Source organism: Serratia sp. CY71090, assembly GCF_052166845.1.
GTDB lineage: Bacteria > Pseudomonadota > Gammaproteobacteria > Enterobacterales > Enterobacteriaceae > Serratia > Serratia nematodiphila.
This window is the reverse complement of record NZ_JBJNOA010000016.1, coordinates 63,509-84,927: the sequence shown is the minus strand read 5'-3', so window position 1 is coordinate 84,927 and position 21,419 is coordinate 63,509. Positions and strand designations below refer to the sequence as shown.

Below are 21,419 nucleotides of genomic sequence, written 5' to 3'. Positions count from 1 at the left end.
AGGATGCACTATGAAGACTGAAAAATTGCTCTCTCCGCTGAAGGTTGGCGCCATCACCCTGCCCAACCGCGTGTTTATGGCTCCGCTGACGCGTTTGCGCAGCATCGAGCCGGGCGATATTCCTACGCCGCTGATGGCGGAATATTACGCACAGCGCGCCAGCGCCGGCCTGATCGTGACCGAAGCGACGCAGATCTCCTTCCAGGCGAAAGGCTACGCCGGCGCGCCGGGCCTGCATACCCCGGAGCAGATCGCCGCCTGGAAAAACATCACGCAGGCAGTGCATGACAACAACGGCCACATCGCCGTACAGCTGTGGCACGTAGGCCGCATTTCCCACGCCAGCCTGCAGCCAGGCGGGCAAGCACCGGTCGCGCCTTCGGCCATCAACGCCGAAACCCGCACCACCGTGCGTGATGAAACCGGCGCCTGGGTGCGCGTGCCGACCTCCACACCGCGCGCGCTGGAAACCAGCGAGATCCCGGGCATCATCAACGATTTCCGCCAGGCAACCGCCAACGCGCGCGAAGCCGGCTTCGATTTCATCGAACTGCATGCTGCCCACGGCTATCTGCTGCACCAGTTCATGTCACCGGCTTCCAACCAACGTACCGATCAATACGGTGGCAACATTGAGAATCGCACCCGCCTGACGCTGGAAGTGGTCGACGCCACCATAGCCGAATGGGGCGCCGAACACATCGGTATCCGCATCTCGCCGCTGGGGCCGTTCAACGGGCTGGACAACGGCGAAGATCAGGAAGAAGCGGCGTTGTATCTGGTGGAAGAGCTGAATAAGCGCAATATCGCTTACCTGCACATCTCCGAACCTGACTGGGCCGGCGGCAAACCGTATTCCGACGCCTTCCGCGACTCGGTGCGCGCCCACTTTAAAGGGGTAATCGTCGGTGCCGGCGCCTACACCGCCGAAAAAGCCGAAGCCTTGATCGAAAAAGGTTTCATCGACGCGGTGGCCTTCGGCCGCAGCTACATCGCCAACCCGGATCTGGTCGAGCGTTTCCGTCAGCACGCCCCGCTGAACGAACCTAAGCCGGAAACCTTCTACGGCGGCGGCGCCGAAGGCTATACCGACTATCCGTTTCTGGCGAAGTAACCTGTCCTGACCCCAACGGCCACGCAATCGCATGGCCGTTTTTTATGCGTCGCGCGCAAAGCAAAAAGGCCCGCACGAGGCGGGCCGGTGTTCCCTGGTGTTGATCTTTATTGCCGTTCGATTTTTACACGATCGCCGCTGGAATAGATAATTGATTGTGCAGATCAATTACTCTGTATCGATCGGTACACTCGATCAATATTTAGACACCCTCGACGCGAGACCACAAAGTGACATTGTCACCAGTTCGTCACGTTGAATTCCCTTGCGGGACAAGGCTATACTCGCTTGTGCTTCAATCCACCCGCCGTCTGCCACGGCACAGTCAATTCAGAGGAATTATGCGCTTACTCCATACCATGATCCGCGTCGGTGACCTGCAACGCGCCATCGACTTCTACACCAAGGTATTAGGCATGCGCCTGCTGCGCACCAGCGAAAACCCGGAGTACAAATACTCCCTGGCTTTCGTCGGCTATACGGAAGAGAGCGAAGGCGCAGTTATCGAACTGACCTATAACTGGGGCACCGACAGCTACGATATGGGCACCGCCTTCGGCCACCTGGCGCTGGGCGTGGATGACGTCGCCGCCACCTGCGACAGCATCCGTCGCGCCGGCGGCAAGGTCACCCGCGAAGCCGGCCCGGTGAAAGGCGGTACCACGGTTATCGCCTTCGTCGAAGATCCGGACGGCTACAAAATCGAGCTGATCGAAAACAAACACGCCGGTCAGGGTCTCGGCCACTAAGCCTCCCCTTCAGGGCGCGTTGGCGCCCTGCTGATTCTCCGCGCGATAGCGCCTGCAACCGGGCGCAAAATTTGCCATAATGCGCGCTGCATTCGATGAAGATAAGAAACTGATGGCCGAGAAAAGTGATCTTAACGCCCTGAGTGGTCGTTTTCGTGGGTTTTACCCCGTAGTAATAGATGTTGAAACCGCCGGCTTCAACGCCAATACCGATGCGTTGCTGGAGATCGCCGCCGTCACGCTGAAAATGGATGAGGACGGCTGGCTGCAGCGGGACGAAACCCTGCACTTCCACGTGGAGCCTTTCGAGGGCGCCAACCTGCAGCCGGAAGCGCTGGCGTTTAACGGCATCGATCCGCACAATCCGCTGCGCGGCGCGGTCAGCGAATATGACGCGCTGCACGCCATTTTCAAAGCGGTGCGCAAAGGGCTCAAGGATCGCGGTTGCAATCGCGCCATTATCGTGGCGCACAACGCCAACTTCGATCACAGCTTTTTGATGGCCGCGGCCGAACGCGCCGGCCTGAAGCGCAACCCGTTCCATCCGTTCGCCACCTTCGACACCGCCGCGCTGAGCGGCCTGGTGCTGGGGCAAACGGTGCTGGCCAAAGCCTGCATCGCCGCCGGCATGCCGTTCGACAGCAGCCAGGCGCACTCCGCGCTGTACGACACCGAGCAAACCGCCCTGCTGTTTTGCGAGCTGGTTAACCGCTGGAAACGTCTCGGCGGCTGGCCGCTGCCCGCCGGCGATCTCGCCGAATAAAACCAACAAAAAAGGCGGCCCAGTTTGCACTGGCGCCGCCCGTTACGCGATAATCGCAAGCCCGTCGATTAAGACTGCTGGTCTTCCTGCGCTTTATACTTTTCTGCCGTTTCTTTGATCAGTTGCTGCAGTTCGCCGCGCTGATACATCTCGATGATGATATCGCAACCGCCGACCAGCTCACCATCTACCCACAGCTGCGGGAACGTCGGCCAGTTGGCGTATTTTGGCAGCTCGGCGCGGATGTCCGGGTTCTGCAAAATGTCCACATAGGCGAAACGCTCGCCGCAGGCGGACAGCGCTTGTACAGCCTGCGCGGAAAAGCCGCAGCTCGGCAGCTTTGGCGAACCTTTCATGTACAGCAGAATCGGGTTTTCAGCGATCTGGTGCTGAATTTTTTCAAGTGTCGTCGTCATTTATTGCTTCCTCAAGCCACATTTCATGGCTACAACATGCATCACGCGGGCTATTGTAGCGGCTGGAACAGTCGCAAGAAAACGCCATCTTTTGCAAGGATATTCGCCCGCCGCCGATCGCGTTTCACCGGCCACGTCATTCCGGTCAAAACATACGTTGAGAATAACATTTTTAATCCGACCATTTCACTAATATATTGCGCCGCGATGCCGGCGCGGCTTAATTATATCCGCCACCGTCGCCTGGCGCTTTTTTATACATCAACGGGCTGATTTTAAACCAAAAAAAATGTCATTAACGTTTTCTCACAATATGGATTATTATTTATGAGTTCTTCGCTGTTTTATATGGTGAAGTTCGGGAATACTGTAACTCTTTCGATATCCGTTTCGGGGCCAAGGTTGGTGACGTCGACATGCGTTTAATTCTTACGCTCTTTGCGCTGCTGTTTACGCAGCTCTTCTTCAATTTGGCGCACGCTGCGCCACAGGCGCGCGTTGCCGCCGAGCAGCGTAAAAGCCATGCTAATGAAGCGCGGCCCGATGACCGCAGAAAAAAGAAAGCGGATAAAGCCGCCAAAAAAGCCAAAGTGACGGCCCCCGAGAAAAAAACCAAGACCGCCAAGGCCAAAAGCGAGAAAAGCGCGAAAAAGATCGTCAGCGCCAAACCCAAGGCCAAAGCGCAAAAAACCGCCAAGATTAAAGTCACCCCGCCGAAAAAGGGCTATAAAAAAGGCTATGGCCGCCACCGCGACGCCGGTATGGCCACCGCCAAACTGGCGCGTGAAGAAAAGCCGTTAAAACTCAGCCCGGCGCACAAAAAACGTTACCAGCATGCCAAACAGACCGCGATGGCCAAGCTGATGGATCAGATGGGCAAGCCTTACCGCTGGGGCGGCAGCTCGCCGCGCACCGGCTTCGACTGCAGCGGCCTTATCTATTACGCCTATAAGGACGTGGTGAAAATCAAGATGCCGCGCACCGCCAACGAAATGTATCACCTGCGCGACGCGGCGCCGATCAAGAAAAGCGAACTGGAAAGCGGCGATTTGGTGTTCTTCCGCATCAACAACCGCGGCGTGGCGGACCATGTCGGCGTCTATCTCGGCAACGGCAAATTCATCCAGTCGCCGCGCACCGGCGAAGAGATCCGCATCAGCCAGCTCGACAACGATTATTGGCAAAACCATTACATCGGCGCACGCCGCGTAGTGACGCCGAAAACCATTCGTTAATTCCCTGTTCTGCGCGGTTGCGGCCCCGGTCGCAACCGCCTGCTCAAGCTATCGCCCATCGCACTCCCCCACGCGCATTTCTCGCTTTTCCTCCTGTTTTTTATGATGAAAATTGTTAAGATTGAATGACCACAATAAAAAACGGCCCATCTGGCTCCCGCCTGGGCGGGAAGAAAGTGGCGCTGTAAAGGAGGAAGCAATGTCGTTTGAATTACCTGCATTACCGTATGAGAAAAACGCGCTCGAGCCGCACATCTCCGCCGAGACCCTGGAATACCACTACGGCAAACACCACAATACCTACGTGGTTAACCTGAACAACCTGGTGAAAGGCAGCGAGTTCGAGGGCAAATCGCTCGAAGAGATCATCAAGACCTCCAACGGCGGCGTGTTCAACAACGCCGCGCAGGTGTGGAACCACACCTTCTACTGGCACTGCCTGTCGCCACAGGGCGGCGGTGAACCGCAGGGCGAACTGGCGGCGGCGATCGTCAAATCCTTCGGCTCTTTCGCTGCGTTCAAAGAGCAGTTCACCGATGCCGCCGTGAAAAACTTCGGCGCCGGCTGGACCTGGCTGGTGAAAAAACCGGACGGCGCGCTGGCGATCGTCAACACCTCCAACGCGGCAACTCCGCTGACCGGTGAAGATAAACCGCTGCTGACCGTTGACGTGTGGGAACACGCGTATTACATCGATTACCGCAATGCGCGTCCAAAATACCTGGAAAACTTCTGGGCGTTGGTCAACTGGAAATTTGCGGCGGAAAACCTGGCGTAAACGCAGGCCTTGCCTAAGTGATGAGGCGCAGCCAGGCTGCGCCTTTTTTATAACTGGCGGGAGATCAGTTCAACGCGGCGACAAAGCTGAAAGCGATAATCATCGCCAACGCGCCGATGGTAGTGAACAGAGACATCTTCAGATCGGTATCCATGACAACTCCTTTAAAATGGGCTTTCCTAAGGATAAAAGGCGCACAATTAGTACGTCAAATCATTTTCCCACAGTTCGCCGATAAAATCTTGTTATCATTTCCCGGTTTATAATCTCGATTACCTCTTCCACTTTTGTTCAATATGCGACAAAATTCGCAGTTCACAACTGCGTACCGGCATCCATGCCCCTCCTGATTAAGCGCTGAAGACTTCAACACACTAAAAACTCAGTTTTCGCTTCTCTGGAGAAGGATCTACGTAGGCAAACGATTAACATCACACTTACATGCTGTAAACATGTGAGTTCAGGAGTCATTCCTTACATGGCAACGATTAAAGATGTGGCCAAACGCGCGGGCGTTTCCACCACCACCGTTTCGCACGTCATCAATAAGACTCGTTTCGTCGCCGAAGAGACCAAAGCGGCCGTGTGGGCCGCGATCAAAGAGCTGCACTACTCGCCGAGCGCCGTGGCGCGCAGCCTGAAAGTCAATCACACCAAGTCTATCGGTCTGCTGGCCACCTCGAGCGAAGCGCCCTATTTTGCCGAAGTGATCGAGGCGGTGGAAAACAGCTGCTACAGCAAAGGTTACACCCTGATCCTGTGCAACTCTCACAACAATCTGGACAAGCAGCGCGCCTACCTGGCGATGCTGGCGCAAAAGCGCGTCGACGGCCTGCTGGTCATGTGTTCCGAATACCCGGATCAACTGCTGGGCATGCTGGAGGACTACCGTAATATCCCGATGGTGGTGATGGACTGGGGCGCCGCGCGCGGCGACTTCACCGACACCATCATCGATAACGCGTTCGAAGGCGGCTATCTGGCCGGCCGTTACCTGATCGAGCGCGGTCACCGCGATATCGGCGCCATCCCGGGTCAGCTGTCGCGCAACACCGGCGGCGGCCGTCATCAGGGCTTTATGAAGGCGCTGCAGGAAGCGCATATCGACATTCGCGAAGAGTGGATCGTCCAGGGTGACTTCGAGCCGGAGTCCGGCTACAAGGCGATGCACCAAATCCTGTCGCAAAAACAGCGGCCGACCGCGGTATTTTGCGGCGGCGACATCATGGCGATGGGCGCCATCTGCGCCGCTGATGAGCTGGGGCTGCGAGTGCCGCAGGATATTTCCGTGATCGGCTATGACAACGTGCGCAACGCCCGCTACTTCACCCCGGCGCTGACCACCATTCACCAGCCTAAAGAGCGCCTGGGAGAAATGGCCTTCACCATGCTGCTGGATCGCATCATCAGCAAGCGCGAAGAATCGCAGGTGATCGAGGTGCATCCGAAGCTGGTGGAACGCCGTTCGGTCGCCGACGGTCCGTTCATCGACTACCGCCGCTAATCCCCTGAGCCGGAAGCCTGCACGGCTTCCGGCGCCGCCTCGCTCAGCCACTCCTGATTCAGCGTCTCCCCATCGCCCAGATACGCCAGCAGCCAACTCATCGCCGGCGACGGTTTATCCTGCTGCCAGGTCAGGCAGCAAGGGCTGGCGGGAAACGGCTGCTGCAGCTGCAACGCCTTCAGCTCACCGCGCTGCACCAGCGGCAGCGCCCGATGCGCCGGCATCATGCCGACGCACAGTCCGGCGCACAAACAGTCGAGCGCCGACGTCCAGTCCGGCACCACCAGCCGCCGCTGGTTATCCAGCGTCCAGGTGACGCGCTTGGGCAAATTGCGCGAGGTGTCCTCCAGGCAGAGCGAGGGGTACGGCCGCAGTTGATCGTCGTGCAGCGGCCCCGCCAGTTGCGCCAGCGGATGCTGTGGGCTGACTACGCACAGCCAGTTCATGTAGCCCATGTCGCGGAAGGCAAAGCCGCCGCCGACCGGCACCGCGCGCGTGGCGCCGATCGCCATGTCCACCCTGCCGTCCACCAACGCATCCCAAACGCCGTTGAACACTTCGGGTTGCAGCATCAGTTCAACATCGGGGAAATGGCGGTAGAAATCCAGCACCAGCTGGCGGCTGCGCTGGGGTTTGACGATGATGTCGACTGCGATATTCAGCTGGCCGCGCCACCCGTTGGCCACCTGCTGACAGTGGCGACGGGTGTCGAGCATTTTTTTGATAACAACTCGCGCATCCTTGATAAACAGCGCGCCGGCCGGCGTCAACTCCACATCACGGTGACGCCGCTCAAACAGCGGCACCGCCAGCCATTGTTCCAGTTGCCGCACGGTATAGCTCACCGCCGACGGCACCCGGTGCAGCTCCTGAGCCGCCGCGCTGAAACTACCGGTGCGCGCCACCGCGTCAACAACTTCAAGAGAATATTCAGACCACATCGCTTTGCCTTCAATTTTTTTAACAGCACTTTGCAAATATTACCGTTTCACAAGCAGAGATCCAGCCGGATACACTGGCCGGCGCTAAAAACCTGCAACACTAAAATATTAACGAGAAATACCATGCGAAATTCTTTTGGCTTTATGTTCTACCTCGCCGGCCTGAGCATGCTGGGTTATCTGGCGACCGATATGTACCTGCCCGCCTTCGGCGCCATGCGGGAGGAACTGCAAATTTCCGCCGGCGCGGTCAGCGCCAGCCTGAGCATCTTTCTGGCCGGCTTCGCTTTCGCGCAACTGCTGTGGGGGCCGCTCTCCGACCGGCTGGGCCGCAAACCGGTATTATTGATTGGCCTGACGCTGTTCGCGCTCGGCTGCCTGGGCATGCTGTGGGTAGAAAATGCCGTGCAGCTCTGGATACTGCGTTTTATTCAGGCCGTCGGCGTCTGTTCCGCCACCGCCATCTGGCAAGCGCTGGTGGTCGACCGTTATCGCGAAGGCCAGGCCAACCGCGTGTTCGCCACCATCATGCCGCTGGTGGCGCTGTCACCGGCGCTGGCGCCGCTGCTTGGCGCCTGGCTGCTGAACCACGCCAGCTGGCGTGCGATCTTCGCCGCGCTGTTGGTGATCACCGCGCTGCTGCTGCTGCCGACGTTACTGCTCAAAGAGCGCGCCAAAACGCAACCCGCCGCCGACGCGCCGAAAAACGGCGTCAGCTTCTGGCAACTGTTGAAATCTCCGGTGTTCAGCGGCAACGTCGCTATGTACGCCGCCTGCTCGGCCGGTTTCTTCGCCTGGCTGACCGGTTCGCCGTTCATCCTCGGCGATATGGGCTATAGCCCGAGCGACATCGGTCTGAGCTATGTGCCGCAAACGCTGGCCTTCCTGCTGGGCGGCTACGGCTGCCGCGCCGCGCTTAAGCGCATCAATGGCAAAACCCTGCTGCCGTGGCTGCTGGTAGCTTATGGTGTCAGCATGGTGGCGCTGTATCTGGTGGCGACCCTGACCTCCCCGACGCTCACCACGCTGCTGATCCCGTTCTGCGCGATGGCGCTGGTCAACGGCGCCGGCTACCCGATCATGGTGGCGAATGCGCTGATGCCGTTCCCGGAAAGCAGCGGCAAAGCCGCCGCGCTGCAAAATACGCTGCAATTGGGGCTGTGTTTTGTGGCAAGCATGCTGGTGTCGGCGTTTATTGCCCAGCCGCTGTTGGCGACGGTGACGGTGATGGTATCTACGGTAGTCCTGGCCGCGCTGGGTTATTTCCTGCAGCGGGGAAAAGCGGCCGATGCGCAGCAAAAGGCACAGCGGGAACATGCTAACTCAGCGTCATAATTGCCAAGATTAATAATCACTTAAAGAATATGCGTGCCGAGTGCGATTTACAGTTGAGTCAACGCCTCGGCACGCCTATACTCAAAAACAACCTTGTAAAGTAACACCTTATAATCTCTATATCTCAATCAGCTATTGTGTACGCGCCTTGCGTCACACTCTTTTTTTAAAGGGGCGTTTATCCTGCGCCGTTTGCGTCGGGCCGTTTCTTTAAATTTCCTCTGTTCATAGTCGGATATCAGACGCCGCGGGCTTATTTCCCGTTGGTATAGGTATGCACCCGCAGAAATTGTCTAAGCTGTTTCCTAACGGGTCATCAGTCAGAAGAAGGTGATGGAGAAGCTATGAGTTCATCGTGTATAGAAGATCTGAGCATCCAGGATAACCAGTGGTACCGTATCGCGCACGAAATGCTCGGTCTGGCCGGTATCGAAATCAACGGATCGCGCCCTTTCGATATTCAGGTTAAAAATCCCGAATTCTTTAAACGCGTTTTGCAGCAAGGGTCACTGGGCCTGGGCGAAAGCTATATGGACGGTTGGTGGGAGTGCGAGCGGCTGGATATGTTCTTCCAGCGCGTGGTCAGCGCCGGGTTGGAGAAGAAACTCCCCCACCACCTGAAAGATACCCTGCGTATCGCCGCCGCGCGCCTGACCAATCTGCAATCGAAAAAGCGCGCCTGGATCGTCGGCAAAGAACATTACGATCTCGGCAACGATCTGTTTACCCTGATGCTCGATCCCTACATGCAGTATTCCTGCGGCTACTGGAAAGACGCCACCACGCTGGAGGAAGCGCAGGAAGCCAAGCTGCGGATGATCTGCGAGAAACTGCAGCTGCAGCCGGGCATGCGTTTGCTGGACATCGGCTGCGGCTGGGGCGGCCTTTCCGCCTATGCGGCGAAAAATTACGGCGTGTCGGTGGTCGGCGTGACCATTTCCGCCGAACAGCAGAAGCTGGCTCAGGCGCGCTGCGCCGGGCTGGATGTGCAGATCCTGTTGCAGGATTACCGCGATCTGCACCAGCAGTTCGATCGCATTGTCTCGGTCGGCATGTTCGAGCACGTCGGGCCGAAAAACTACCGCACCTATTTCGACGTGGTGGAGCGCAATCTGGCGCCGCACGGCCTGTTCCTGCTGCACACCATCGGCTCCAACAAGACCGACATGAACGTCGATCCCTGGATCAACAAATATATCTTCCCGAACGGTTGCCTGCCCTCCGTGAGACATATCGCCGAGGCCAGCGAAGGCCATTTCGTGATGGAAGACTGGCACAACATCGGCGCCGACTACGATCGCACGCTGATGGCCTGGTTCGAACGCTTCAAACAGGCGTGGCCGCAGCTCGCCGAGCGCTATTCCGAACGCTTCGAACGGATGTTCAGCTATTACCTGAACGCCTGCGCCGGCGCGTTCCGGGCGCGCGATCTGCAGTTATGGCAGGTGGTGTTCAGCCCGAAAGGCGTTGAAGGCGGCATTCGCGTCGCCCGCTGAACGCTTTCCCGATAAAAAAGCCCCGGCAACATCTTCGCCGGGGCTTTTTTTTTGCTCTTTCGAACCCTGCGGGTTAACCGCAATAAACGCGAATAATTTTATCGTCGCTGTCGCCAAGGAAGTTCAGACGGCGCAGGTTGAAATCCATGGTGACGGCAGAGTTGTACGGAATGGCTCGCACCTTGCCGTCGATCCGCACGCCTTCCAGCGAGGTCATCGGTTTGCCGACAAAATTTTGATACTGCGAAGCGCCGCAGGTATCGTCCGCATCGGCCATTTGCGCGCCCGCGCCCTGCTCAGGCGAACTGCTGCAAGCGCTCAGCGTCAGCAACGCGGTTAACAACAACGTTTTCCCATAAAACTTCACGCGTTTCTCCTCTCTGCTTATGATTCGATGCCGGCGGTCACGCCAGAATCGCTGTCAGTCTTTGTGCGCCGGCGCCATCGCCGCGGCCAACGTCGCTTCCCGATTGGCCAGCACGCGCTCGACGGTGTCCACCACCGCCTGCGTTTGCGGATCGATCTCGATGTTCACCTTGTCGCCGAGGCGTTTTTTACCCAGCGTGGTGCGATCCAGCGTTTCCGGGATCAGGTGCACGCAGAAACGGTTATTCACCACTTCGCCGATGGTCAGGCTAATGCCGTCGATGCCGATGAAACCTTTGTGCAGCACATATTTCATCAATTCCGCATCCGGCATGCGCAGCCATACCTGGCGGTTATTTTCCGAGGTATAAATCTTGGCCACTTCCGCCGTGCAGATAATATGGCCGGACATCAAATGGCCGCCAATTTCGTCATTGAACTTCGCCGCGCGCTCGATATTGACGATGTCGCCCAGCGCCAGATCGCCGAGGTTGGTCAGGCGCAACGTTTCTTTGATCAAATCGAAGCTGACGCGGTTGCCTTCCACCGCGGTGACGGTCAGGCAGCAGCCGTTATGGGCCACCGACGCGCCCAGCTCCAGCCCCGGCAGCAGCTCGTCAGGCATTTCGATCACGTGGGTGCGGAAATTGGGTTTCTCATCAATGGCGACCAGCGGCGCGGTGCCTTGTACGATACCGGTGAACATATGTGCCTCTTCTTGCTAAATAGGTTAAAACGCTACCGGCAGTTTGCCCCAGTTGGCGCTGAAAACCAAATCCGCGACGGCAAAAAAAGAATGGCTGCGCATTTAATAACTATTTATCTGCGGCGTTTGCTTAACGACGCCGAGCAGGTACAATCTTTTTGACAAAATTCCGCTATTTTAATTGTTGTCCTCTCGCGGCAGCCCTCCCTCCCACATATATAAATAGAAAAGGTGTATGCGTGCAGAAGTACTTAATTGAAGCGCGTAGTTTATTGGCTCTCGCTATCCCGGTCATCATCGCGCAAATATCACAAACCGCCATGGGCGTGGTGGATACCATCATGGCCGGCGCTTACAGCGCCACCGACATGGCGGCGGTGGCGGTCGGCACCTCGATCTGGTTGCCGGCCATTTTGTTCGGCCACGGCCTGCTGCTGGCGCTGACCCCGGTTATCGCCCAGCTCAACGGTGCCGGCCGTCGCGATCGCATCGCCCATCAGGTGCGTCAGGGCTTCTGGCTGGCCTCCGGCGTCTCCGTGCTGCTGATCGTCGTGCTGTATAACTGCAAGTTTGTCATCGACATGATGCACAACATCGATCCGCAGTTGGCGGATAAGGCCGTCGGCTATCTGCACGCCATCATGTGGGGGGCGCCGGGTTACCTGTTCTTCCAGGTGATGCGCAACCAGTGCGAGGGGCTGTCCAAAACCAAACCCGGCATGGTGATCGGCTTCCTCGGCCTGCTGGTGAACATCCCGATCAACTACATCTTTATCTACGGCAAGTTCGGCATGCCGGAACTCGGCGGCGTCGGCTGCGGCGTCGCCACCGGCAGCGTCTACTGGATCATGTTCCTGATGATGCGCTGGTACGTGAAGCGCGCGCCGTCGCAGCGCGACATCAAACGCCAGGCCGGCGATCTCGGCGGCCCGGACTGGGCGGCGCTAAGGCGCCTGATCGGCATCGGCATGCCGGTGGCGCTGGCGCTGTTCTTCGAAGTCACGCTGTTCGCGGTGGTGGCGCTGCTGGTTTCGCCGCTGGGGATCGTCGCGGTCGCCGGCCACCAGATCGCGCTTAACTTCAGCGCGCTGATGTTCGTGCTGCCGCTGTCGCTGGGCGTCGGCGCCACCATCCGCGTCGGTTATCGTCTGGGGGAAGGTTCTGTCGAAGGCGCGCGCGTCGCCGCTTACTCCGCCATCGGCGTCGGCATCACCATGGCCGTCTGCACCGCGCTGTTTACCGCCACTTTCCGCGAACCGATCGCCCTGCTGTACAACGACAGCCCGGCGGTGGTGGCGATGGCCTCGCAGTTGATGCTACTTGCGGCGCTGTACCAGATCTCGGATTCGGTCCAGGTGATCGGCAGCGGCGTGCTGCGCGGTTATAAAGATACCCGCGCGATCTTCTTCATCACCTTTATCGCTTATTGGGTATTGGGCCTGCCGAGCGGCTATCTGCTGGCGTTAACCGATGCGCTGGTGCCGGCGATGGGGCCAAGCGGTTTCTGGATCGGCTTTATCATCGGCCTGACCTTCGCCGCCATCATGATGGCGCTGCGCATGCGCTGGCTGCAGAAACAGCCGACTGCCGTTATCCTGCAGCGATCCACGCGCTGAATCCGCTCCCGGCCGGTTTCCTCCCCGGCCGGGTTGCGGTTTGCGGAAAAAAACGCCGGACTGCGCACAACCTCAGCAATCGCGTGAAATACCGAATAAAATTGCGCTTTTCCCCTTGCCAGCACGCAGGTAGCTCGTTAATATTCGTCCCCGCTGTCAGCCATGACAGGCAGGAAAAGATGCGTCCGTAGCTCAGTTGGTTAGAGCACCACCTTGACATGGTGGGGGTCGGTGGTTCGAGTCCACTCGGACGCACCAAATTCCTGAAGCAGTACAGTGCGTCCGTAGCTCAGTTGGTTAGAGCACCACCTTGACATGGTGGGGGTCGGTGGTTCGAGTCCACTCGGACGCACCAAATTTCAGAAGCAGCGCAGTGCGTCCGTAGCTCAGTTGGTTAGAGCACCACCTTGACATGGTGGGGGTCGGTGGTTCGAGTCCACTCGGACGCACCATATTGCTGATTCATCTCTCCCTGTCACGTTATACTTCCCGTTGTATCGTCTCTGCCCGACCGTTCGATTTTTCATGTCGATTGCGCCGAACTACCGCCATCAGCCATCAGGAACGCCACATGACCACCTTCACCGCCAAAACCGCCTTTTTGCCGCTCGACAATGGCCTTGCACGCCGTGAAGGCGTGATGAGCGACGGTTCGCCGGCGGCGGAAGTGCGTTTCGAGGCCGGCGCCTTCGGCCAGCTGCAAAAGCCCGCGCACGCGCTGCAAACCCGGGTGATATCCGGCGAATTCGAGTTCACCCTCGGCGGCGACACCCGGATAGTACGTGCTGGCGAGAGCCTGACCCTGCCGGCCAACGTCGCCAGCGGCTGCTTCTGCCTGAGCGCCGGTGTGCTGCTGGAAATCCCGCAAACGCGCTAAGCCGCATTTGCAGCAAGGTTATTTGCGCAACAAGCTGTACGCAACGCGTTGCATTTGCGCCACATTTGCCCTCGTTTTGACATATCCGCCGCACCGCCGCGGTTTTTTATTTTGTTTCCCGCCGCTTAGCCTTTATAATGCGCAACGTCTATCAGTTGAATGGTTTCAGCCCTTGATCTGCGAAAACGCAATAATAACACGATGTGATCTTACCCCGTTGCGCAGCATCCCCGCGCCCCCGCGCGGGCTGAATTTTTCCGCCCCACTTCAACTGTCGTCACCTATCCTTAACTATGTTTTTCACCACCAGGCACGGCCCAAATTCCCTACCGGCGTAAACCGCGCCGGTCAAATTCGTTTTTTTATCCATCACAACTTGTAGAAAACTCCGCCATGAAAAAGACCAAAATTGTTTGTACCATCGGTCCAAAAACCGAATCGGAAGAAATGCTGACCAACCTGCTCAATGCGGGCATGAACGTGATGCGTCTCAACTTCTCTCACGGCGACTATGAAGAGCACGGCAACCGCATCAAGAACATGCGCGCCGTGATGGCGAAAACCGGTATCAACGCCGGCATCCTGCTGGATACCAAAGGCCCGGAAATTCGCACCATGAAACTGGAAGGCGGCAAAGACGCCTCGCTGGTCGCCGGCCAAACCTTCACCTTCACCACTGACCAGAGCGTGATCGGCAACAGCGAGCGCGTGGCGGTCACCTACGCCGGCTTCGCCGCCGATCTGAAGATCGGCAACACCGTGCTGGTTGACGACGGCCTGATCGGCATGGAAGTCACCAACGTGACCGAGAACGAAGTCATCTGTAAGGTGCTGAACAACGGCGACCTGGGCGAGAACAAAGGCGTTAACCTGCCGGGCGTGTCCATCCAGCTGCCTGCGCTGGCCGAGAAAGACAAACGCGACCTGATCTTCGGCTGCGAGCAAGGCGTCGACTTCGTGGCGGCGTCCTTCATCCGTAAACGCTCCGACGTGCTGGAGATCCGCGAGCACCTGAAAGCCCACGGCGGCGAGCAGATCCAGATCATCTCCAAGATTGAAAACCAGGAAGGCCTGAACAACTTCGACGAAATCCTCGAAGCGTCCGACGGCATCATGGTTGCCCGTGGCGATCTGGGCGTCGAGATCCCGGTAGAAGAAGTGATCTTCGCCCAGAAGATGATGATCGAGAAATGCAACCGCGCGCGTAAAGTGGTCATCACCGCCACCCAGATGCTCGATTCCATGATCAAAAACCCACGCCCTACCCGTGCGGAAGCCGGCGACGTTGCCAACGCCATCCTGGACGGCACCGATGCCGTCATGCTGTCCGGCGAGAGCGCCAAGGGCAAATACCCGCTGGAAGCGGTCAACATCATGGCGACCATCTGCGAGCGTACCGATCGCGTGATGCCAAGCCGTATCGACACCCTGAACGATCGTCGCAAGCTGCGCATCACCGAAGCGGTGTGCCGCGGCGCGGTTGAAACCGCCGAGAAACTGGACGCGCCGCTGATCGTGGTCGCCACCAGCGGCGGCAAGTCGGCGAAATCCGTGCGTAAATACTTCCCGAACGCGGTGATCCTGGCGCTGACCACCAATGAGACTACCGCGCATCAGCTGGTGCTGAGCAAGGGCGTCATCCCGCAGATGGTCAAGGAAATCGCCTCCACCGACGACTTCTACCGCATCGGTAAAGAAGCCGCCCTGGCCAGCGGCCTGGCGCAGAAAGGCGACGTCGTGGTGATGGTTTCCGGCGCGCTGGTGCCGAGCGGCACCACCAACACCGCCTCGGTACACGTGCTGTAATATAAAACGTGACATAATTGTCTTGATCAAAACGCCGCTTTGCGGCGTTTTTTTTATCAGCAGTAAACTATTTTTCTCAAAACGCAACCGCGATCCGCTCATTATTTAGCTAATAAAGAATCGGAGTAGTCCCATGGAAGCCGGCTGTTTTCCCTCGTTTTTTTAACTAATTTGTAAAACCAGATGCAAGTTTGAGCGAACGATCAAAATAAAGCACCTCAACACTAAAAAATTATTCTCTTTCGAAAAAAGTTTGTGTAATACTTGTAACGCTACATGGAGATTAACTCAATCTAGAGGGTGTTATAATGAATCGTACTAAACTGGTACTGGGCGCGGTAATCCTGGGTTCCACTCTGCTGGCTGGCTGCTCTAGCAACGCTAAAATCGATCAACTGTCTTCTGACGTTCAGACTCTGAACGCTAAAGTTGATCAGCTGAGCAACGACGTGAACGCAATGCGTTCTGACGTTCAAGCTGCTAAAGACGACGCAGCACGCGCTAACCAGCGTCTGGACAACCAAGCTCACGCTTACAAAAAGTAAGATAGCTTTGGTTATTGAAAACGGCGCACATTGTGCGCCGTTTTTTTTTGTCTGTCCGTCACCCTGGGTGTTTCCTGCACGGCAGGCAAAAAAAAGAGGTTCAGCACGCTGAACCCCTCTTCGACCGCTCAATCCTGCAAACCTAGTTCACCGAACTGATTGGCGCTGCCTTGAATGGGCTCTTATTCGCCGCAGGAGCCGCTGCAGGCGTCAAACTCACCGCAGACGGACTCTCGCCTACGTTGACCAGCACCGGCATGCCAGAACGGCGTACAACCGCGCTATCGAACACGGCGCGATCGGTCTGACCATCGGCCGCAAAGGCTTTCTCCGCTTTAGACAACGCGATCGGCATGGTCTGTGGATCGTCGCTTTCCACCCGCGACAGCGGTTGGTGCACTTCCACATAACGTTTGCCGTCCGGCTCGACCGAAATCTTCACCGGATCGTTGATCACTTGCACCCGCGTACCGCGCGGCACCATGTTGAACAGCGCCTCGATATCCGTCGGACGCAGACGAATGCAGCCGGAGCTGACGCGCATGCCGATACCGAAGTTGGCGTTGGTGCCGTGGATCAGGTATTCACCGCGCCCCATCGCCAGACGCAGGGCGAACAGCCCCATCGGGTTCTCAGGGCCGGCCGGTACCACCGCAGGCAGCGTCACGCCCTGGGCTTGATAGCGCTTGCGGATGTTGGCGGTGGGCGTCCAGGTCGGATTAGGGATCTTCTGGCTAATGGAGGTCACCTCCAGCGGCGTGTGCATCCCGGTCTGGCCGATGCCGATCGGATAGACGATCACTTTGTTCTCGCCTTTCGGGTAGTAATAAAGGCGCAGCTCGGCCAGGTTGACGATGATCCCTTCACGCTTAGTGTCAGGCAGCAGCATTTGGGTCGGAATGGTCAGCACCGTACCCGGCTTGGGCAGGAACGGATCGGTGCCGGGGTTGGCTTCCAGCATGCCCAGCAGGCCGATCTTGTAGTCAGCGGCGATGGCTTCCAGCGGGCGGCCGTCGTTTGGCACGGTATAAGTGGTGTTTTCGCCGATCAGACGGCTGTCCGGCGGCGGCAGCGGGTACTCGGTCGCACTGGCGGCCTGCGTGCCGGCCAATACGGTGGCGAAGACCATGCCCATTAAACTCAACGCACGTTTCATTATCATCCCTATATTTTTATGACGGTTCGCCCACAAGGCTAACGAGCGCCAGGTGGTGGGTAAATCAGACAATACCTGATTAATACTAGCAACGCTGGTATCAAAGGCAATAAGTCCTCTAAAAATCAACACGTTATAACGTAATCGCCGTCATTGATTGTCAACGAAACGTCAACAGTTAAGCTGCTGAAATATCACTGAATTGGGCGCGTTGCCCGGAGGAAAATCGTGAATTGTAAAGACTCATTGACAAAGCAAAGGTATCAATGAGTCTTGAGGATGAAGGCGTTATGGTTCAGGCCAGCTGCGCCGCTTTACTGCGAATGGCGCGGATCATCGCCTCCAGCCCCTGCGAGCGCGAAGGCGTCAGATGTTGGCTGAGCGCCAGCTCGGTGAAAAACGGCCGCACATCAAGATCGACGATCTGCTGCGGCGTCAATTGGCGATACAGAATGAACACCACCGCCAGCAACCCTTTGACGATCGCCGCGTCGCTGTCGCCGTGAAACTCGACCTGCCCCTGCTCATCGCGGCGCATCACGATCCACACCTGGCTCTGACAACCGGAGATCAGGTTGCCGGCCTGCCGCTCCGCCTCGTCCAGCGGCGGCAATTTAGCGCCGAGTTCAATCACGTACAGGTATTTTTCCTCCCAGTTCAGACAGCGGGAGAAATTACGCACCAATTTATCTTTGTCCGGCAAATTCGCCATGGGGATCCTTTTGTACCGCCGGGGACGCGCCCCGGCCTAACCTAATAACTGATGAATGCGTTGCAGCCCGGCCACCAGCCGGTCCACCTCTTCGCGGGTATTATATAACGCCAGCGAAGCGCGGCACATGCTCGGCACCTGATAAAACGCCATCAGCGGCATCGCGCAGTGATGGCCGGTGCGAATGGCGATACCGTACTGATCGAGGAAGCTGCCGACGTCATAGGCGTGGTGCTCTCCCAGATTGAAGGCGATCACCCCGGCGCGATGCGCCGGACCATAGATTTTCAGCGTCGGCACCTGCTTGAGCGCCTCGAGCGCGTAATGCATCAGCGACTGTTCATAATTGTGGATCGCATTCAGGCTCAAGGCTTCGACGTAATCAAACGCCGCGCCCAGCCCCATGATGCCGGCGGTGTTCGGCGAACCGGCCTCGAAGCGCCACGGCGGATCGGCGAAGGTGGTGCCCGCCGTCAGGCTGACCTGCCGGATCATCGAGCCGCCCCCTTCCCACGGCGGCATCTGCTGCAACAACGCCTGGCGGCCATACAGCATGCCGATGCCGGAAGGGCCATACAGCTTATGGCCGGAAAACACGTAGAAATCGCAGTCCAGCGCCTGGACATCGACGCGCTGGTGCATCACCGCCTGCGCGCCGTCCACCAGCACCGTCAGATCCGGTGACAGGGTTCTGGCACGGGCGATGATCTCACGCACCGGGTTGACGGTGCCCAGCACGTTGGAGACCTCGGTCAGCGCCAGCAGTTTACAGGACGCGTCGACCAGTTCCGGCAACCGCGCCAGATCCAGCGTACCGTCCGGCTGCAGCGGCCACACCCGCAGCTGCAACCCGCGCTCCTGCGCCAGCATCTGCCACGGCACGATGTTGGCGTGGTGCTCCATCTCGGTGATGAGAATCGCATCGCCCGGCTGCAGCTGGTGGCGGCCAAAGCTGTTGGCCACCAGATTGATGCCTTCGGTGGTGCCCTTGACGAACACCATCTCTTCCGCCGAGGCAGCATTGATAAAGCGCGCCGCCTGTTCCCGCACCGCTTCCATCTGCTGAGTCGCCTCGGCGCTCAGGGTGTGGATACCGCGATGCACCGCCGCATACCCGTGGCGGTAGAACTCCAGCTCGCGGTCGATCACCGCCTGCGGTTTCTGCGCGCTGGCGGCGGTGTCGAGATAGGCCAGCGGTTGGCCGTTCACCTCACGCGCCAACAGCGGGAAATCGCCGCGCACGCGTTCAATCGGATAACTCATGCAGCCTCCCCCGGCAGGCGCTGGGCGATGCGCGCCAGCACCCGTTCCCGGATGGTGTCGTTGGCGATGCTTTCGGTCAGCTCGGCGGCGAAGGCGAAGATGATCATCTGCTGCGCCGCGTGCTTGTCGATGCCGCGCGACTGCAGATAGAACAGCTGCTCTTCATCGATGCGCCCCACGGTAGCGCCGTGGCTGCACTTGACGTCATCGGCGTAGATCTCCAGCTGCGGCTTGGTATCCACTTCCGCCACCTTGCCCAACAGCAGGTTATGGTTGGTCATCTGGCCGTCGGTTTTGATCGCGTGCTTAGCCACTTTGATCATGCCGTTGAACACCGCCTTGCCGCGATCGCTGACCACGGTTTTATGCAGCTGGCGGCTTTCGCAATAGCCCTTGTTGTGCTCCAGATAGGTGCGGGTGTCGCAAATCTCTTTGCCCACCGGCAGCACCAGGCTGTTGATCGCCAGATTCGCGCCTTCGCCGTTCAACTGCGCGCTGGTGTTGTGGCGCGTCAGGCCGGCGCCCAGCAGGAAGCTGTCGCTTTTCACCCGCGCGTCGCGGCCGATCACCAGATCGTTGTGGGCAAAGTGGTAGCTTGGCTGGCTCTCAAACGCCAGCTTGCAGTGCAACAGCCCGGCGTTGTCCGCCACATTGGCGGTCAGGCGCGCGCCGGTGAAGTGTGCGGCCTCGCCCAGGCTGACATAGTGTTCAATCACGTCCGCCTCAGCCCCGCGCCCGATCTCCAGATGATGGCGGTGATGCACGGTGTTCACTTCCCCGGCTGCGCCGCGTCCGCTGCTGATGTGCAGCAGATACAGCGGGCGTGCAGGGATCTTGCCGGCCGCCAAGCGAATCAGGCTGGTTTCCTGCGCCAGGCTTTCGGTCAGGTGCAGAAAAATCTCCGGCTGGATCGGCTCCGGCAACGCCTGCGGCGTGCCATAGGCGGTCAACTCGAACTGGTAGTCGCCCAGGTCGCCATCGCTCAGCGCGGCGCTGTAGCGGCCGTCGATAAACACCAGCCGACAGGCATCGATGCCGAGCGCCAGCGCATCGAGCTGCTCTGCGCTCACCGGGGCGGGCTGCGGCTCGAGGAATTGCTGCTCCAGCAGGCTCTCCAGCGGCGTGTATTTCCAGTTTTCATGCTTGCGCGTCGGCCAGCCGAGGCGCAGCGCCTGCTGCCAGTGCGCCAGCGCATGCGGCGAACGCTCGCCGCCGCGGCCTTCGAACAGGCGATACAGCTGCTGCAGCGCGTTTGAATTACTGTTGGTCGGTAAGCCAGCCATAGCCCTGCTCCTCCAACTGTTTCACCAGCGAGAAATCGCCGGATTTGACGATGCGCCCCTGGGACAGCACGTGTACGTAATCCGGTTTGATGTAGTCCAGAATGCGCTGATAGTGGGTCACGATGATAAAGGCGCGCTTGCCGTCCCGCAGCGAGTTGACGCCGTTGGCGACGATCTTGAGCGCATCGATGTCCAGGCCGGAGTCGGTTTCATCGAGAATGCACAGATCCGGCTCCAGCGCCGCCATCTGCAGAATGTCGTTGCGCTTTTTCTCACCGCCGGAGAAGCCGACGTTGACCGAACGGGTCAGCAGATCGGCCGGCATATCCAGCAGCGCGATTTTCTCTTCGATGAAATCGGCGAAGTCAAAGCGATCCAGCGGCTCCTGCTCGCGGTATTTACGCACCGCGTTGACCGACGTCTGCAGGAAGAAGTGGTTGCTGACGCCGGGGATCTCCACCGGGTACTGGAAGGCCAGGAACACGCCCTCGCCCGCGCGATCTTCCGGATCCAGCTCCAGCAGATCCTTGCCCTTGAAGGTGACTTCCCCTTCGGTCACTTCGTACTCTTCACGCCCGGCCAGCGTGGCGGACAGCGTGCTCTTGCCCGAGCCGTTCGGCCCCATGATGGCGTGCACTTCGCCCGGTTTGATCTCCAGATCCAATCCCTTGAGGATCTCGTTGCCTTCCACGCTGACTTTCAAATTCTTGATGCTTAACATGCTGTGTCCTCAGATAGCGCCGACGGCGCTAAAAATG

At 58.4% G+C, this 21,419-nt stretch carries 22 protein-coding genes and 3 tRNA genes; 15 read left to right on the top strand and 10 right to left on the bottom strand.

Annotation, left to right across the window (positions count from 1 at the left end):
- The first annotated feature begins 10 nt into the window (after nucleotides 1-10).
- The 3 genes from ACJ8OK_RS23150 (at nucleotide 11) to rnt (ending at nucleotide 2,626) form a co-directional block, all read left to right on the top strand.
- The gene (locus ACJ8OK_RS23150) at nucleotides 11-1,114 is read left to right on the top strand and encodes an alkene reductase (RefSeq protein WP_033633184.1); all 1,104 of its coding nucleotides are present in this window, start codon (nucleotides 11-13) and stop codon (nucleotides 1,112-1,114) included.
- A gap of 341 nt (nucleotides 1,115-1,455) precedes the next feature.
- Nucleotides 1,456-1,863 carry a lactoylglutathione lyase gene (gene gloA, locus ACJ8OK_RS23145; protein ID WP_004931325.1) on the top strand — a complete coding sequence of 136 codons (408 nt, stop codon included), beginning with the start codon at nucleotides 1,456-1,458 and terminating at the stop codon, nucleotides 1,861-1,863.
- 79 nt (nucleotides 1,864-1,942) lie between these two features.
- The gene (gene rnt, locus ACJ8OK_RS23140; protein WP_016927925.1) at nucleotides 1,943-2,626 is read left to right on the top strand and encodes a ribonuclease T; all 684 of its coding nucleotides are present in this window, start codon (nucleotides 1,943-1,945) and stop codon (nucleotides 2,624-2,626) included.
- Between the two features lie 68 nt (nucleotides 2,627-2,694).
- On the opposite strand, the gene ACJ8OK_RS23135 is transcribed toward rnt, so the two are convergent.
- Nucleotides 2,695-3,042 carry a Grx4 family monothiol glutaredoxin gene (locus ACJ8OK_RS23135; protein WP_004931329.1) on the bottom strand — a complete coding sequence of 116 codons (348 nt, stop codon included), beginning with the start codon at nucleotides 3,040-3,042 and terminating at the stop codon, nucleotides 2,695-2,697.
- A 416-nt stretch (nucleotides 3,043-3,458) separates the two neighbouring features.
- Here ACJ8OK_RS23135 and ACJ8OK_RS23130 point away from each other — a divergent pair, with 416 nt between their 5' ends.
- Nucleotides 3,459-4,277, top strand: a complete 819-nt coding sequence (locus tag ACJ8OK_RS23130; protein ID WP_004931330.1) for a C40 family peptidase — start codon at nucleotides 3,459-3,461, stop codon at nucleotides 4,275-4,277.
- Nucleotides 4,278-4,476: 199 nt separating this feature from the next.
- Nucleotides 4,477-5,055, top strand: coding sequence for a superoxide dismutase [Fe] (gene sodB, locus ACJ8OK_RS23125; RefSeq protein WP_021505464.1), 579 nt, complete (start codon nucleotides 4,477-4,479; stop codon nucleotides 5,053-5,055).
- A 64-nt stretch (nucleotides 5,056-5,119) separates the two neighbouring features.
- On the opposite strand, the gene cydH is transcribed toward sodB, so the two are convergent.
- Entirely contained in the window at nucleotides 5,120-5,209 is a 90-nt protein-coding gene (gene cydH, locus ACJ8OK_RS23120; protein WP_099032796.1) for a cytochrome bd-I oxidase subunit CydH, read from the bottom strand.
- Nucleotides 5,210-5,533: 324 nt separating this feature from the next.
- Between cydH and purR the strand changes: the two genes are divergently transcribed.
- A complete protein-coding gene (gene purR / locus ACJ8OK_RS23115; protein WP_004931336.1) occupies nucleotides 5,534-6,559 on the top strand; it encodes an HTH-type transcriptional repressor PurR in 1,026 nt (341 codons plus the stop codon).
- Here purR and punR read toward each other — a convergent pair.
- On the bottom strand, nucleotides 6,556-7,500 hold the full coding sequence (punR, locus tag ACJ8OK_RS23110; protein WP_033633186.1) for a DNA-binding transcriptional activator PunR: 945 nt from the start codon (nucleotides 7,498-7,500) through the stop codon (nucleotides 6,556-6,558). The two genes, purR and punR, sit on opposite strands and share 4 nt — an antisense overlap.
- Before the next feature lie 123 nt (nucleotides 7,501-7,623).
- On the opposite strand from punR, the gene punC reads away from it, so the two are divergent.
- The gene (punC, locus tag ACJ8OK_RS23105; protein ID WP_033633187.1) at nucleotides 7,624-8,835 is read left to right on the top strand and encodes a purine nucleoside transporter PunC; all 1,212 of its coding nucleotides are present in this window, start codon (nucleotides 7,624-7,626) and stop codon (nucleotides 8,833-8,835) included.
- 344 nt (nucleotides 8,836-9,179) lie between these two features.
- Nucleotides 9,180-10,331 (top strand): cyclopropane fatty acyl phospholipid synthase, encoded by a 1,152-nt coding sequence (gene cfa, locus ACJ8OK_RS23100; protein WP_004931341.1) that lies wholly within the window; start codon nucleotides 9,180-9,182, stop codon nucleotides 10,329-10,331.
- A 73-nt stretch (nucleotides 10,332-10,404) separates the two neighbouring features.
- Here the strand turns inward: cfa and ACJ8OK_RS23095 are convergent, their stop codons facing one another.
- Both ACJ8OK_RS23095 and ACJ8OK_RS23090 read right to left on the bottom strand, forming a co-directional pair.
- Nucleotides 10,405-10,698 carry an I78 family peptidase inhibitor gene (locus ACJ8OK_RS23095; RefSeq protein ID WP_085058657.1) on the bottom strand — a complete coding sequence of 98 codons (294 nt, stop codon included), beginning with the start codon at nucleotides 10,696-10,698 and terminating at the stop codon, nucleotides 10,405-10,407.
- Nucleotides 10,699-10,752: 54 nt separating this feature from the next.
- Nucleotides 10,753-11,403: a riboflavin synthase gene (locus ACJ8OK_RS23090; protein WP_033633188.1), complete on the bottom strand. Its 651-nt coding sequence runs from the start codon at nucleotides 11,401-11,403 to the stop codon at nucleotides 10,753-10,755.
- Nucleotides 11,404-11,642: 239 nt separating this feature from the next.
- Between ACJ8OK_RS23090 and ACJ8OK_RS23085 the strand changes: the two genes are divergently transcribed.
- From ACJ8OK_RS23085 to ACJ8OK_RS23055, 7 genes are all read left to right on the top strand, one after another.
- Nucleotides 11,643-13,019, top strand: coding sequence for an MATE family efflux transporter (locus tag ACJ8OK_RS23085; protein ID WP_033633189.1), 1,377 nt, complete (start codon nucleotides 11,643-11,645; stop codon nucleotides 13,017-13,019).
- A 181-nt stretch (nucleotides 13,020-13,200) separates the two neighbouring features.
- Nucleotides 13,201-13,277 (top strand) — tRNA-Val (locus ACJ8OK_RS23080).
- A 20-nt stretch (nucleotides 13,278-13,297) separates the two neighbouring features.
- Nucleotides 13,298-13,374 (top strand) — tRNA-Val (locus tag ACJ8OK_RS23075).
- Between the two features lie 20 nt (nucleotides 13,375-13,394).
- Nucleotides 13,395-13,471, top strand: a tRNA-Val gene (locus ACJ8OK_RS23070).
- A 119-nt stretch (nucleotides 13,472-13,590) separates the two neighbouring features.
- Nucleotides 13,591-13,896, top strand: coding sequence for a cupin (locus ACJ8OK_RS23065; protein WP_033633190.1), 306 nt, complete (start codon nucleotides 13,591-13,593; stop codon nucleotides 13,894-13,896).
- A 393-nt stretch (nucleotides 13,897-14,289) separates the two neighbouring features.
- Nucleotides 14,290-15,702 (top strand): pyruvate kinase PykF, encoded by a 1,413-nt coding sequence (pykF, locus tag ACJ8OK_RS23060; protein WP_004931353.1) that lies wholly within the window; start codon nucleotides 14,290-14,292, stop codon nucleotides 15,700-15,702.
- A gap of 308 nt (nucleotides 15,703-16,010) precedes the next feature.
- Nucleotides 16,011-16,247, top strand: coding sequence for a major outer membrane lipoprotein (locus ACJ8OK_RS23055; protein WP_004931354.1), 237 nt, complete (start codon nucleotides 16,011-16,013; stop codon nucleotides 16,245-16,247).
- Between the two features lie 142 nt (nucleotides 16,248-16,389).
- Here the strand turns inward: ACJ8OK_RS23055 and ACJ8OK_RS23050 are convergent, their stop codons facing one another.
- The 5 genes from ACJ8OK_RS23050 to sufC all read right to left on the bottom strand — a co-directional run bounded on the left by ACJ8OK_RS23050 (nucleotide 16,390) and on the right by sufC (nucleotide 21,382).
- Entirely contained in the window at nucleotides 16,390-17,403 is a 1,014-nt protein-coding gene (locus ACJ8OK_RS23050; RefSeq protein ID WP_033633191.1) for a L,D-transpeptidase family protein, read from the bottom strand.
- Nucleotides 17,404-17,698: 295 nt separating this feature from the next.
- Nucleotides 17,699-18,115: a cysteine desulfuration protein SufE gene (gene sufE / locus ACJ8OK_RS23045; protein ID WP_004931358.1), complete on the bottom strand. Its 417-nt coding sequence runs from the start codon at nucleotides 18,113-18,115 to the stop codon at nucleotides 17,699-17,701.
- A gap of 36 nt (nucleotides 18,116-18,151) precedes the next feature.
- Nucleotides 18,152-19,378: a cysteine desulfurase SufS gene (gene sufS, locus ACJ8OK_RS23040; protein WP_442531106.1), complete on the bottom strand. Its 1,227-nt coding sequence runs from the start codon at nucleotides 19,376-19,378 to the stop codon at nucleotides 18,152-18,154.
- Nucleotides 19,375-20,661: a Fe-S cluster assembly protein SufD gene (gene sufD / locus ACJ8OK_RS23035; protein ID WP_135638149.1), complete on the bottom strand. Its 1,287-nt coding sequence runs from the start codon at nucleotides 20,659-20,661 to the stop codon at nucleotides 19,375-19,377. The genes sufS and sufD overlap by 4 nt, the downstream gene beginning before the upstream one ends.
- On the bottom strand, nucleotides 20,636-21,382 hold the full coding sequence (gene sufC, locus ACJ8OK_RS23030) for a Fe-S cluster assembly ATPase SufC (RefSeq protein ID WP_004931365.1): 747 nt from the start codon (nucleotides 21,380-21,382) through the stop codon (nucleotides 20,636-20,638). Before sufC ends, sufD begins: the two co-directional genes overlap by 26 nt.
- Nucleotides 21,383-21,419: the final 37 nt, after the last annotated feature.